General features: G+C 68.4%; 11 protein-coding genes and 1 tRNA gene. 4 read left to right on the forward strand and 8 right to left on the reverse strand.

The genetic code is table 11. The features are described from left to right. Positions 1-11: 11 nt before the first annotated feature. From K3A85_RS09195 to K3A85_RS09215, 5 genes are all read right to left on the reverse strand, one after another. Positions 12-980, reverse strand: coding sequence for a DNA polymerase III subunit delta' (locus K3A85_RS09195; protein WP_225206215.1), 969 nt, complete (start codon positions 978-980; stop codon positions 12-14). Beyond that, positions 977-1,615 carry a dTMP kinase gene (gene tmk, locus K3A85_RS09200; RefSeq protein ID WP_225206216.1) on the reverse strand — a complete coding sequence of 213 codons (639 nt, stop codon included), beginning with the start codon at positions 1,613-1,615 and terminating at the stop codon, positions 977-979. The genes K3A85_RS09195 and tmk overlap by 4 nt, the downstream gene beginning before the upstream one ends. Next, complete coding sequence (locus K3A85_RS09205) at positions 1,615-2,739, reverse strand: D-alanyl-D-alanine carboxypeptidase family protein (RefSeq protein WP_225206217.1); 1,125 nt, start codon at positions 2,737-2,739, stop codon at positions 1,615-1,617. Before K3A85_RS09205 ends, tmk begins: the two co-directional genes overlap by 1 nt. Before the next feature lie 105 nt (positions 2,740-2,844). Next, positions 2,845-3,846 (reverse strand): SPOR domain-containing protein, encoded by a 1,002-nt coding sequence (locus K3A85_RS09210; RefSeq protein WP_225206218.1) that lies wholly within the window; start codon positions 3,844-3,846, stop codon positions 2,845-2,847. Continuing rightward, positions 3,830-4,915 carry a lytic murein transglycosylase gene (locus K3A85_RS09215; protein WP_225206219.1) on the reverse strand — a complete coding sequence of 362 codons (1,086 nt, stop codon included), beginning with the start codon at positions 4,913-4,915 and terminating at the stop codon, positions 3,830-3,832. The genes K3A85_RS09210 and K3A85_RS09215 overlap by 17 nt, the downstream gene beginning before the upstream one ends. Before the next feature lie 112 nt (positions 4,916-5,027). Between K3A85_RS09215 and K3A85_RS09220 the strand changes: the two genes are divergently transcribed. The 4 genes from K3A85_RS09220 to K3A85_RS09235 all read left to right on the forward strand — a co-directional run bounded on the left by K3A85_RS09220 (position 5,028) and on the right by K3A85_RS09235 (position 8,181). Next, positions 5,028-5,117: transfer RNA gene (locus tag K3A85_RS09220), tRNA-Ser, on the forward strand. A gap of 155 nt (positions 5,118-5,272) precedes the next feature. Continuing rightward, positions 5,273-6,541, forward strand: coding sequence for a tyrosine-type recombinase/integrase (locus K3A85_RS09225; RefSeq protein WP_225206220.1), 1,269 nt, complete (start codon positions 5,273-5,275; stop codon positions 6,539-6,541). A 37-nt stretch (positions 6,542-6,578) separates the two neighbouring features. Then, entirely contained in the window at positions 6,579-7,484 is a 906-nt protein-coding gene (locus tag K3A85_RS09230; protein ID WP_225206221.1) for a hypothetical protein, read from the forward strand. Between the two features lie 526 nt (positions 7,485-8,010). Further along, a complete protein-coding gene (locus K3A85_RS09235) occupies positions 8,011-8,181 on the forward strand; it encodes a hypothetical protein (protein WP_225206222.1) in 171 nt (56 codons plus the stop codon). On the opposite strand, the gene K3A85_RS09240 is transcribed toward K3A85_RS09235, so the two are convergent. The 3 genes from K3A85_RS09240 to K3A85_RS09250 form a co-directional block, all read right to left on the reverse strand. Continuing rightward, entirely contained in the window at positions 8,168-8,929 is a 762-nt protein-coding gene (locus K3A85_RS09240; protein WP_225206223.1) for a DNA adenine methylase, read from the reverse strand. The genes K3A85_RS09235 and K3A85_RS09240 overlap by 14 nt on opposite strands. A 211-nt stretch (positions 8,930-9,140) precedes the next feature. Beyond that, positions 9,141-10,199, reverse strand: coding sequence for a phage portal protein (locus K3A85_RS09245; protein ID WP_225206224.1), 1,059 nt, complete (start codon positions 10,197-10,199; stop codon positions 9,141-9,143). Then, positions 10,192-12,069, reverse strand: coding sequence for a terminase large subunit domain-containing protein (locus K3A85_RS09250; RefSeq protein ID WP_449867126.1), 1,878 nt, complete (start codon positions 12,067-12,069; stop codon positions 10,192-10,194). The genes K3A85_RS09245 and K3A85_RS09250 overlap by 8 nt, the downstream gene beginning before the upstream one ends. Positions 12,070-12,130: the final 61 nt, after the last annotated feature.

A 12,130-nucleotide genomic window follows, 5' to 3' on the forward strand; every position in this document is an offset into this window, starting at 1 on the left:
AACTGGCGTTGCTAGCGGCTTGCGCTCTCCCTAGTGCGCGCGGCCGACGCCAGCAACCCGCCGATTTCCAGCACCAGCAGGCCGGGGTCGTAGTTGTAGACCGGCGCCTGCGCCGCCAGCGTGACCATCCGCGCGTGGGCATCGGCAATCCGCAGGCGGCGCGCGTCGTCGGCCCGGGCGAGCGCTTCGACCAGGACCATGCGCGCCGCCTCGATCGCCGCCAGCTGCCGTTCGCGATCCGGGCGCGCGCCCAGCGCATCGGCCAGCCTGCCGCGCAGCGAAAAGTCGCCGTCGCCCTGATCGGCGAGCCGCTGCATCACCGCGAAGACCTCGCCCAGGTCCTGTTCGGCGAAATGCAGCGCGGCGCCCGGCGATCCGGCCGCGACCGCGATCGCCGCGGCCCGCGTCGCCGGATCGAGACCGGGCGCCCCGCGATCTAGCGCGCGCGCCAGCGCCGCATCGTCGAGCGGATGGAAGCGCAGCACCTGGCAGCGCGATCGCACCGTCGGCAGCAACCGGCCGGGCTGGTGCGCGACCAGCAGGAAGAACGTGCCCTGCGGCGGTTCCTCGAGGCTCTTGAGCAAAGCGTTGACCGCCGCCTTTTCGAGCAGGTCGGCGCTGTCGATGATCACCGCCCGGCGTGCCCCCAGCGTCGGCCGCGTGACGAGCCGGCGCTGGATCGTGCGGATCACGTCGACCCCGATGCTCCGCTTCTTCTGGTAGGGCCGCCCGTCCTCCATCTTCCTCGCCTCGTCGTCGTTGGCGGGCAACGGGACCAGCACGTGGATGTCGGGATGGAGCGTCGGCACGGGTTGCGGCACCCCCGGCTCTGCGACCAGTTCGGCCGCGGCCTCGAGCGCGAAGGCCGCCTTGCCGAGCCCTTCGCGCCCGGCCAGCAGCCAGGCATGATGCATCCGCTGCCCGGCCATCGCCGCGCGCCAGGCGGCCCAGGGGTGTTCGTGGCCGAGCAGGTCGGTCATGCGCGCCACGCCTGGCCTGCGAGCGCCGCCAGCACGCGCGCATGGACTTCGCCCGGCGCGCCGGTCGCATCGATGCGGGCAAAGCGCGCTGGCTCCGTGCGGGCAAAGCCTTCGAATGCGGCGGCGACCCGCGCGTGATAGGCGGCATCGCGCCCGCCGATGCGGTCGGCCGCGCCGCGATCGCGCAGTTCGAGGCGCTGCGCCGCGTCTTCCGGTGGCAGCGCCAGCAGCAGCGTCAGGTCGGGCAGCAGGCCCTCGCTGCCGATCCGGTGGAGATCGCGCAGATCGGCATCGGACAGGCCGTCGCCCCCGCCCTGGTAGGCGCGGCTCGAATCGAGATAACGGTCGCAGATCACCACCGCGCCCCGCGCCAGCGCCGGTCGGATCAGCTTGTCGACGTGGTCGGCGCGCGCCGCGGCGAACAGCAGCGCTTCGGCCCGCGGGCCCCAGCCTTCGCCCTCGGTCGAAAGCAGCAGCGCGCGGATCGCCTCGGCGCCCTCGGTGCCGCCCGGTTCGCGCGTCAGCACCACCTCGCGCCCTTGCGCGCGCAGCGCCTCGGCCAGCAGGCGCGCCTGCGTCGACTTGCCCGCGCCCTCCCCGCCCTCGAGCGCAATGAACAGCCCTGCTCCCGCCATCAGCGACCTGCCAGCGCGAGGAAGCCGTCGCGCAGCCGCGCCAGCACGCCGCCCTTGGCGACGTCCTGCGCCGCCACCAGCGGCAGCGCCTCGTCGGGCTGGCCAGCCACCTTCACCACCAGCGTCGCGACCTGCTGCCCCTTGGCGATCGGCGCCCGCAGCGGGCCCTTGTAGCGGATCGCAAGGGTCGGCCGCCCGGTCGCTCCGGCCGGCAGCGCCAGCGCGAGGTCGTGCGGGGCGACGAGGCCGACGCTGCGGGCCTCGCCTTCCTGCACCCGCGCCTCGCCCAGATGCGCGCCCTTCGGGAACAGCGGATGCGAGGTCCACGCGGCAAAGCCCCATTCGAGCAGCGCGCGCGATTGCTCGGCACGGTCGACCGGCCGGTCGTAGCCGCCGACGACCATCATCAGTCGCCGCCCGTTGCGGATCGCGGTGCCGACAAGACCATAGCCCGCCTCGTTGGTGAACCCGGTCTTCACCCCGTCGGCGCCGTCGACATGGCCGTAGAGCGGATTGTGGTTGTTCTGGGTGATCCCGCCGAACGTTGCCTGGTGGTGGCCGTAGAACCGCTGGTAAAGCGCCGGATGGCGCGTGATCAGCGCCATCGACAGCTTGGCGAGGTCGGCTGCGGAAACCCAGGTCTGGCCTTCGTCCATCCAGCCGTTGGGCGTATTGTAGTGCGTGTCGCGCATGCCGAGCTTGCGCGCCTCGGCGTTCATCATCGCGGTGAAGCCGGGCACCGATCCGGCGACGCCTTCGGCCATTACCACGCAGCCGTCGTTGGCCGAGACCGTGACGATCCCCTCGATCAGGTCGGCAACGCTGGTCTGGCTCATGTTGCCGAGGAACATCGTGCTGCCCACGCCATGCCACTTGGCGAAGGTCTCGGGCTTCATCGTGAACCTCTGGTCGAGCCGGAGCTTGCCCTGCGCGATCAGTTCGAACGCGACGTAGCTGGTCATGATCTTCGTCAGCGAGGCCGGCACGAAGCGGCGGTGCGATTGCCGTTCGAACAGCACCCGGCCGGAATTGACGTCGATCAGCAGGCCGATCGGTGCGCTGATCTCGGGCATCGGCGCGAGCGCTGCGGGAGCCGGAGCCGGAGCCGGAGCCGGGGCTTCCAAGGCGGGCGCTGCGGCGCGCACCGGGACGGTCGCAAGGGCGAGCGCGACAAAAAGAGCAATCGGTCGGTGCAAGCAGAACCCCACGGATGGCGGGTCGCCTGCGCCTTACTTCGACGGCACGACCCGCGCATCGGCATAGCCCGCGCGCTTCGCCTTCGCCAGAGCGGCCTGCGCCGCGGCGGTGGACGAAGCGGGGATCCTCACGCGCCACAGCGTGCCTGCGGGCGAAACCACCCCGCCGACCTGCCGCGCCGCGGTTTCGGCGCGGGCGCGGGTCGAGAAGGCGCCGACCTGGACGAATGCGGTCGAAGGCGCCGGGGCGGTCGCGACGGCGGGCCCGGCTGTCGACGGCAGCGGGGCGGGCGAAGCCGGGGCGGAGGCCGGCGCCGACGCAGCCGCGGGGACCGGAGCCCGTGCCGCGGTCGTCGGCTTGGGCTTGGACGCCGGGCGCGCCGGTGCCGGCGGAGAGGAACCGGGCAGCGGTGTCGCGACCTGCGGCGGCACGGCGCTCGAGGCCGGCACATCGATCAGTGCGGGCCCGGTCGAGGGCGCGGGCGCCACCCCGAGCTTGCGCTTGAGCGCCGCGAGCAGGCCCGGCGGCGTGTCCATTCGCGCCGGCGCTTCCTGCCCGGCGCGCAGCAGTGCGCGCTCGGCCTCGGGCGGGTTGACCCGGCGGACCCGCACGGGCGCGCGCACGCCGGGGGCGAGCCCGAGCTGGGCCCGCGCCATCGGCGTCAGCTCGATCAGCGCATCGCCGGTCATCGGCCCGCGTCGATCGATGCGGACGAGCGCGGTCTTGCCCGAATCGAGTGCGGTCACTTCGACATAGGACGGGAACGGCAGCGTGCGGTGGCCGGCGGCGACGCCGGCCCCGTCGGTCTCGACCACGTAGCCGACCGCGTCGTAGTTGAGCGTGTCGAGCGGGGTATAGGTCACGCCATCGACGCTGAAGGGCTCGCCGATGGTCACCGGGTAGTCGCCGGCAGGGCCGAGGCGGTCGGCGGCACTCGGCGGGCCGGCGAGCGGCGGCGCGCCGGCGAGCGCGGGCGCAGCGGCGATCAGGGCCAGCGCGGCCAGCGGGGCTCCGAGATCAGCGGGCAATCTCATCGGCAAGCAATCCTACGGAGAGGGCGTAAAAGTTCGAGCAGTTATAATCGAGGATGACTCGATAATTTCCGGTTAGCAGGTAACCGGTCCGCCCTTGTCCGTCGGGTTCGATGAGAGTTGCCTGAACGTCGTCCGCCAGCGACGCGCCTTGCGGGGTCACGCCGAGCGCGCGCCATTCGCGCATCGTGCGCCAGGCCGAATGCCGCGCGAAGACCTGCGGGCAGCGCGGGCTGGCAAGGCTGGTGCCGAGGCTCGCCCGGTCGAGCGTGGCGGGCACGTCGACCGCCACGCCCCACGGCTGGCCGGGGCGCCAGCCCGCATCGCGGAAGTAGTTGGCAATCGAGGCGAGCGTGTCGGGCGTGCTCGACCATATGTCGGCCAGGCCGTCGCCGTCCGCATCCTGCGCCACGCGCAGGTAGACGCTTGGCAGGAACTGCGGGTTGCCGAAGGCGCCGGCCCAGCTGCCGACCAGCTTGGAACGCGGAACGCCGCGGTCGATCATCTTGAGCAGCGCGACGAATTCGTCGGCGAACAGCTCGCGCCGGCGGCCCTCGTAGGCGAGCGTCGCCAGCGAGCGGGCGAGGTCGAAGTCGCCGGTGTAGCTGCCGTAGTTGCTCTCGTGGCCCCAGATCGCCAGCACGATCTTGCCCGGCACCCCGTAGCGCTGCTCGATCCGGGCGAGCAGGTCGGCGTTGGCGAGGTACTGCCGCCGGCCGCCGGCGATCCGCGCCGCGTCGACGTGCGTGCGGCGATAGGGGGCAAAGGGGCTGAAGCCGGTGCTCGGACCTCCGCCGGGCTGGCTGCGGTCGAGCTGGATCACCCGCGGGCTGAAGCTCAGCGAGCCGGTCACGCCGGCGATGGTGCTCTCGCGCACGCCTTCGGCGCGGGCGCGGGCGGAAAGGAGCTGGAGGTATCCGGCAAAGCCTGCCTCCTCGTCCGACTGCGCCCGCGCGCGAGGGGCAGAGACGAGCGCAAGCACGAGCGCGAGGGCAAGCGCGGGCACGAACCGGGCAACGAACTGGGCGGGCCGGGAAAGGCCGGTGCGGACGACGGGAGTGGAGCGCATCATTGCCGGCCTTGTCGCACAGCGATGTGACGTCTGGAAATCCCCCGCGCCAACAATTCCCCTTCCCGCAGCGCCCTGCCGCCGCTAACGCGCCAAGGCCGCAGGGGCGGCGCGAGGACAGGTGGCCGAGTGGTTTAAGGCAGCGGTCTTGAAAACCGCCGTGGGTGGAAGCTCACCGTGGGTTCGAATCCCACCCTGTCCGCCAACAGGCATTTTCAGAGGCTTTCGAGGAAGCTCATAAGCCTTTACAAAGCGCCATAAACTGCGGAATTACGGCGGCAGGAAACTTCAGGAGCTATCACAAGAGCGCGCTCATCTATGGGGCACTCTTGGGGCACCGTTTGCTGAAGGTGGGGGCACTTGCCACTTACGGACCAACAATGCCGGGCGGCCAAGGCGAGCGACCGGCCGATCAAGCTGGCCGACGCCCAAGGCTTGTATCTGTACGTCACTCCGAGCGGCTACAAGAGCTGGCGGTTCAAGTACCGCTTCGCCGCAAAGGAGCGGAGGATTGTCTTCGGCCCCTACCCGGACCTTTCGCTTCGGAAAGCGCGGGACCTTCGGGACGATGCGCGCAAGGAGCTGCGCGAGGGGAAGGATCCTGGGGTGGAGTACAAGCGTCGGTCGGCGCGGCGCACTTCGGGCATCGACACCTCCAGGACGTTCGAGGCGATTGCCCGTCGTTGGCACGAACTGCAGTCGCCGCAGTGGAAGGAGCGTCACGCGCACGACGTGCTCGCAAGCCTCTCTGCGGAGGTCTTCCCAGTGATTGGCGGCAGCGAGATCGCGGCGATCCGGCCAGCGCAGATTCGAGAGCTGCTCGAGAAGGTGCAGGAGCGCGGCGCTATCGAAACAGCGCATCGTCTGCGGCAGCGAATCTCGGCGGTCTATCGCTACGCGATTGCGTCAGATCTTGCGGAGATGGATCCGGCCGCGACGATCGGTGGAGCGTTGCGCCCCGTAATCAAGAACAAGCAGCCGGCGCTTGTGAAGCTGTCCGAGGCGCGCGAGTTCATCCGTGCTTTCGAGGCGGACCCCGGGCATCCAACAACCAAGCTGGCTTCGCGCTTGCTGGCGTTGACTGCAGCACGTCCTGGGGTGGTGCAGATGGCACAGATCGGGGAGTTCGAGGACCTCGACGGGCCGGACCCAATCTGGCGAATCCCCGCGTCGAAAATGAAGCTAGCTCGTGCGAAGTCCGAGCGCGAAGAGTTCGAGTTCATTATTCCCCTGGCGCGCCAGACAGTCGATGTGGTGAAAGTCGCGGCGCAGCACGCGCGGTCACGCAGATATCTGTTCCCGTCGGCTCGGCATTCGCATCGTCCGATGACGGACAACGCCCTCAACACCGCCTATCGACGCTTGCAGTCTTTCACCGGCCGACACGTTCCGCACGGTTGGCGATCGACCTTTTCCACGATCATGAACGAACGGGCGATCGATTTGGATCGACCGGCCGATCGGGCGATCATCGATCTGATGCTTGCGCACGAACCCGAGGGTGTGGAGTCGCGCTACAACCGCGCGGCCTACATGCCGCGCCGCCGCGAACTGGCCCAGGAGTGGGCGGACTTGCTCATGGAGGGTATCGCGCCCCCGGTGACCCTGCTCGATCTACCTCGACGGTAGGTTCTCAAGAAGGGCGCGCGTGATGGCGCGGCCTCCCATGGACCTGTTCGGCTCCACCGCCGATGCGGCATTGGCAGTCGAACGAGCCGGCTTCTGGCGCTGCACTTGGGATATTACCGATCAGCGCGCTCAGGTCGGCCGACCATTCGGAGACGGCAGCCCTAAGCAAGGATGGCGCGTAATCCAGGCGATTATCGACACCGGCACTGCATGGATCGATAAAGTCCGGGTCGTTTATGACGACGACGATGCCGAGAAAAAACGCCCGATTAAACTCCGTTGGGAGTTGATGCGGACGCTCCGCGCGGTGCTCGGTTTTGTGAAGTTCTCGACGGGGGAAATCGTCGCAACATACGAGATGATTGCCCGCGCGGCCGGGTGCTGCAGACTGACCGCGATCCGCCATATGGCGCTGCTGCGGCGTCTCAAGTGGATCGACTGGGCAAGGCGCAGTGAGCCAGCAGGAGAAGGCCAGAAGCGGACCTGGGCGCCGAACGCCTACTTTTTCGAAATCAGCCGCCTGCCCCTCGAAGCGCAGATCCACTTGCGCCAGATCCTAAAGCGACAGGGCATCGAGCTGCAGTCGCATCCCGAGCGCCGTGGCTCCGGACCGGTGCCCAACCGCGCACAGCGCCTCCTTCAGTGGGTTGCGAAGAGCTTCGATCGCGCGGCCGACTCTTTGCGAGGCAGGGAACAAGGGCGTGCCGTCGAAGATGCAGCGTTTGTCAGGCGCGAGATGGAGCGCATGGGAGACCTGCCCACCGACCAGTGGGCCCAGGCCTGCCATCCCGGCGATCTCGCCGCCCAGGAGGCTTACAACCGCCGCATGGGCATCTCTTTTGACGAAAGTCCGAGTAACAAGAGTGCTCCTGATTCCCATCTGGCAGAACAAGGGAAAAGGACAGGAGACGCTTTGGGCGTCTCCTGGCGTCGATCTGATTAGGTTAGCGCCACCCGAAACCCTCTTCAGCAACGAAACGAAGCTCCAAACGCAACGGAGAACGGAGCGCCATGGGCGCTCCGGGGCTCGGCAGGGGCCGAGGGCGCAAGGTCCGTGCCATCCTGCGGCGCAGCCTTCATCGGAAATGTCGATGAGGTCGGTGAACAACCTGCGTCGCGGTGCGTAACCCGTCACATCGCGATGTGACCGACCCCGCTCCGGCGCTGCAGCCGAAACCCGGCCGCATCGCGGCCAACAAATCTGCGTAATTTCGACACCGAAAGCGTGGAGGCGGGGGGTGGGGGAAATCGCGGCGCGCCGGGGCTGGCCGGCCTCCCCCGGGCCTCGCCCCCTCCCTCCCCCAGCCGGCGCCCGTCGACCCGCCGCGCCGCCCCATCCGGGGCCCGCCGCGAGGGCCGCGGGAGCCGCGAGCGCGTCGGGCAACGTGATGCCAGGTGCCACAACGCCACCCAGGGGAGCAGCGCCCGCGTTATTAGTAACGTCGAGGCCCACTGCACCGAGGCCACCGATGAGCAGCAACGCCGAACGCCAAGCTACCTACCGCCAGCGCCGCAGCGCCGAGGGGCTCGTGCAGGTCCAGGTCTATGTGCCGCGCGGGAAGCGCGAGGACATACGCCGGGCCGCGCGCGAGCTGCAGCGCGCGGCCCGGCAGCCCTCGGCGCCGGTCAGTTCGAGATGATCAGCTCGCCCGCGATCTGCGAGTTCTGCCCGCCGCCGACCGAGTAGCGCACCCGCGCCTCTTCCATGTCGAAGCCGGCGAAGATCCGCCGCACCTCGGGATGGTCATTGATCGACAGGATGAACCGGCCGCGCAAGGACCGCAGCTGCTCGGCCAGCGCCTCGAACTGGCCGCGATCGAACATATCGCGGCCATAGTCGCCTTCGCTCAGGTAGTAGGGCGGGTCGAGGTAGAACAGCGTGCCCTCGCGATCGTAGCGCGGGAGGAAGTCCTGCCAGGGCAGCCGCTCCATCACCACGCCTGACAGCCGCTCGTGCGCCGCCTCGATCATCGGCACCACCTTGCTGACATCGAAGCGCGCCGGCGACGTCGTCACCACCCCGAACGTGCGGCGCGCCACCTGGCCCCCAAAGGCCAGGCGCTGCAGGTAGAGGAAGCGCGCCGATCGCTCGAGGTCCGTAAGCGTGCCCGGATCCTGCCTCGCCAGCTTCTCGAAGCCTGCCCTGCTGGTGACCTGCCAGCGGATCATCTCGATGAACGGAACATAGTGCCGCTGCACCACGCGAAAGAACGTCGAGACGTCCTCCGACCAGTCGTTGATCACCTCGGCCTTGGGCCGCTGTTCGCGGCGGAAGAACACGCCGCCCATGCCGACGAAGACCTCGGCGTAGGTCATGTGCGGCACCTGCGCGATGCGCTCGCACAGCCGCCGCGCCAGCACCTTCTTCCCTCCGATGTACGGCGCCATCGGCCGCACCGGCTTTACCTGCTCGTGTTGAAAAAGAGTCGAGTCGCTCTGTGGCATCGAATCGGGACCTCACCCTAAGGGACCGCCTCCCCGGCCGGGGAAGGCGGGATGGAGCCGACTTGCTAGTCGGCCGGTTCCATGGCGGCGCACTTCCGCCGGCTAGGGGCTGCGCCAACAGCCCCTCCCCCGCCTCACCGGCCGGGAGAAGCCTTCAAGCCCGCGCGGTCGACGCTCCGCTCGCCGCCGAGGCGATCTGCGCGACGGCCGGCGTCTGAAACGCCACCGCGGGCACTCCCAGCCAGTCGTTCACCGCCAGCATGCGCCGCTGGATCGGCTCGATCTCGAGCTGGTAGAACACGCGCGCGGCATCGACGACGTTGCCGAAGCCGCCGGTGTTCTTGGGAACCATGCCCAGCAGCTGCGGCGGCACGCGGTGCGCGGCGAGCATGTCCTGCGCGGTCATGTCCTTGATGCCGAGGAACTCGTCCTTCGCGCCAACCTCGCCGATCGGCATGATCTTGATCGCATCGGGCTTGCCGTTCGGGATATGCAGGAAGAAGTTGCGGAAATTGCCCGGCCCCTTCGACTGCCGCATCGCGTCGCGCATCGCCTTGCTGTCGGTTTCCGAGAATTTTTCGTCGCCGATGTAGAGGATGTACCCGGCGTGGCTGCCGTTGATGTAGTAGCGGCGCCGGAAGATCGTCGCGCTCTCGTTGAGCAGGCCCGACTGCAACGCCGAGAGATATTCCGGCATGCCGTATACCTCCTGCATTGGATCGGGCTCGACCAGGTGGAACACGCGCCCGGCCGGAAACTCGTGCGCGTCGGACAGCATGAAGGCCTTCGGCACATAGAAATACTGGTCGGGCTTTAGCCCCACCCGCATGAAGGCCGCGCGCGCGGGGCTTAGCCTGGCCGGCCGGCCCGCCATGTTCGGCACGTTCTCAAGGTAGGCGTTGCCGAAGATCAGCCAGTCGAGCGCCCAGGTGGCGAAGTCGGCAGCCGACAGCCAGCGCGAGGGCACGAAGCTCGCCGCCAGCAGGTTGCGCTTGAGCAGCAGGGCCGATTGGTGGTGCGGCGCCATGCGATAGCAGCGGCCGAGGCCCGCCGGGCTGATTGGCGGCTCGTACCAGCGCCCGTTGTTGGCCACCTCGAACAGGTCGAAGATCTCGCGCCGATCGAGCACGCCCTCGGCATCGCCGAAGGCAAAGGCGACCGACGGCGGCGCGTCGACGCTATCCACCGTGGCTGGCAGCATTTCATCAGACATCGAAGATCTCCATGGTGGACCCGCCCTGGCCGAGCTCGTTGGCGTCCAGCGGTTCGAAGAACAGGGCGTGCATGATCGCCCAGGCGAGGTCGGCGTGGCCCACGTGGCCCGCGCGGCCGGCGGTGAAGGTGATGCCGCCCTTGGTCACTTCCGGCTTGATCGCCATGAAGCTCGCCATCACGTCGAGCCACCCGGCATCGAACTCGAGCCGCCGGTTGGCGATGACGTTCTTGGCCTTGTAGACCATCTGCGCCTTCACGTGCGGGCTGTAGTTGATCGCGGCCACCGTCGGGAACCACTGGCGCACCAGCTGCTCGACCGCCTTGCCGACGCCCGTCGTGTCGATCGCGATCTTGGTGACATTGTATTTGCGGGTGAACTCGCGGATCGCCTCGGCCTGCCCGGCGAAGTCGAGCCCCTTCAGCCGCCGCTTTTCCAGCACCCGGAACTTGGCCCCGGGCTTGGCGGGCGGCGCGACTGCAACCAGCGCGGCGTCGTCGCCGGTGCCGCTCTCGCTGGCGTTTGGATCGTACCCCAGCCAGACCTCGCCGGCATAGGGTCGCAGGGCATAGGGCGAATAGTCGCGCCAGACATCCCAGCTATCGACCATGCAGCCGCGCATCAGCTGGAACGGGAACATCGACTGGCTGTCGTCGAGGAACAGGCACCGAAACAGATTGTCGAACTCGTCGACCGAATACTCGATCTGCAGCTCCTCGACGTCGACCAGGTCGAAGCCTTTTGCCACGGCATCGAACACGGTAACGATCTGGCGCCAGATCCCGTCGGCGCCCAGCGCGCCATCCTTCAGCGCATCATGGCCGATGTCGATCCGCACCCGGTCGGCCTTCGCCCGCTTGCGGTTGGCCCGCTCGCCGCTCCACATCGGATAGGCTTCGTGCGCCAACGTGCTGGGCGTGGAAAACAGCGTTCGGGTGTAGATCTTGTGCGTCGCCATCGCCGCGGCGACCTTGAACAGCTCCTCGAAGCCGTAGATCCAGAAGCACTCGTCGATGATCACATCGCCGTGATAGCCCTGGGCGGTGCGGTAATTGGTGCCGAGGAAGTAAAGCTCGACCGGCTCGAGCGCCGATCCGTCCTCGGCTTCCCCGCGCTGCACGACGATCGGATCGCCCTTCAGCGTCACGCCGCAGACCTTCTGCACCCACTGCACGATGTAGTTGCGGAAGATGTTCGCCTGCGCGCGGCTTGCCGAAAGGAAGATCTGGTTCTTGCCGGTCTCGAGCGCCACCAGCAGCCGCTCGCGCGCGAAATACCACGTCGCGCCGATCTGCCGGCTCTTGACGATCATGCGCGTGCGCAGCGCCGTGGTCGATAGCCAGGTCTCCTGGTGCCCGAACAGGCTGCCTTCCATGTCGGCGCGAAGCTGCGCCGCCATGTCGGGCGTGATCAGGTTCTTTTCGGCGTCCTTCTTCTTGTTCGCCGCCTTCGCCCCGTTTGATCGCTTCGGGTTGAGGTCCGCCTCGTTGCCGTCGCCAAGGTACTTTTCCTGTCGGGCGAACCGCTCGAACTGGCGACCGAGGAGGTCGATCTCCTTGAAGTCGCTGCCGGTCTTCTGCTCCTTCAGAAGCAGCTGGTTGTAGCGCACCCACAGGCATTCTTCGGCGCGCTCGCGCGGTGAGGCGCGATCCCAGCCATGCCGCACCTTCCAGCTGGTGACCGTGGTATAGGCGATGCCCAGCTCGGCTGCGATCTGGGTGATCGACCACCCGCGCCAGTAGAGCGAGCGCGCCTCCATGCGCTTGGCCACGATCGCCGCGATCGGCACGGCAGCAGCCTGCGCGGCGGCGTCGTCCGATTCCTCGGGCGCGGCGTCCTGGTCGTTCGCGATCTCGGGCGGCAGCTCCATGGGCCGCACGCTATGGGCCTTGTCCGCCGCCGCCTAAGCCCCCGCCGTTGTAACCGCGCGG

The sequence above is a fragment of the Novosphingobium huizhouense genome, from assembly GCF_020179475.1.
GTDB classification, from domain to species: Bacteria; Pseudomonadota; Alphaproteobacteria; order Sphingomonadales; family Sphingomonadaceae; genus Novosphingobium; species Novosphingobium huizhouense.

Bases quoted from the DNA above. Each gene is read 5' to 3' on its own strand.
- K3A85_RS09245 (WP_225206224.1), bottom strand. From the start codon at position 10,199: ATGTCTGATGAAATGCTGCCAGCCACGGTGGATAGCGTCGACGCGCCG.
- K3A85_RS09230 (WP_225206221.1), top strand. From the start codon at position 6,579: ATGGACCTGTTCGGCTCCACCGCCGATGCGGCATTGGCAGTCGAACGA.
- tmk (WP_225206216.1), bottom strand. From the start codon at position 1,615: ATGGCGGGAGCAGGGCTGTTCATTGCGCTCGAGGGCGGGGAGGGCGCG.
- K3A85_RS09195 (WP_225206215.1), bottom strand. From the start codon at position 980: ATGACCGACCTGCTCGGCCACGAACACCCCTGGGCCGCCTGGCGCGCG.
- K3A85_RS09250 (WP_449867126.1), bottom strand. From the start codon at position 12,069: ATGGAGCTGCCGCCCGAGATCGCGAACGACCAGGACGCCGCGCCCGAG.
- K3A85_RS09240 (WP_225206223.1), bottom strand. From the start codon at position 8,929: ATGGCGCCGTACATCGGAGGGAAGAAGGTGCTGGCGCGGCGGCTGTGC.
- K3A85_RS09235 (WP_225206222.1), top strand. From the start codon at position 8,011: ATGAGCAGCAACGCCGAACGCCAAGCTACCTACCGCCAGCGCCGCAGC.
- K3A85_RS09215 (WP_225206219.1), bottom strand. From the start codon at position 4,915: ATGATGCGCTCCACTCCCGTCGTCCGCACCGGCCTTTCCCGGCCCGCC.
- K3A85_RS09210 (WP_225206218.1), bottom strand. From the start codon at position 3,846: ATGAGATTGCCCGCTGATCTCGGAGCCCCGCTGGCCGCGCTGGCCCTG.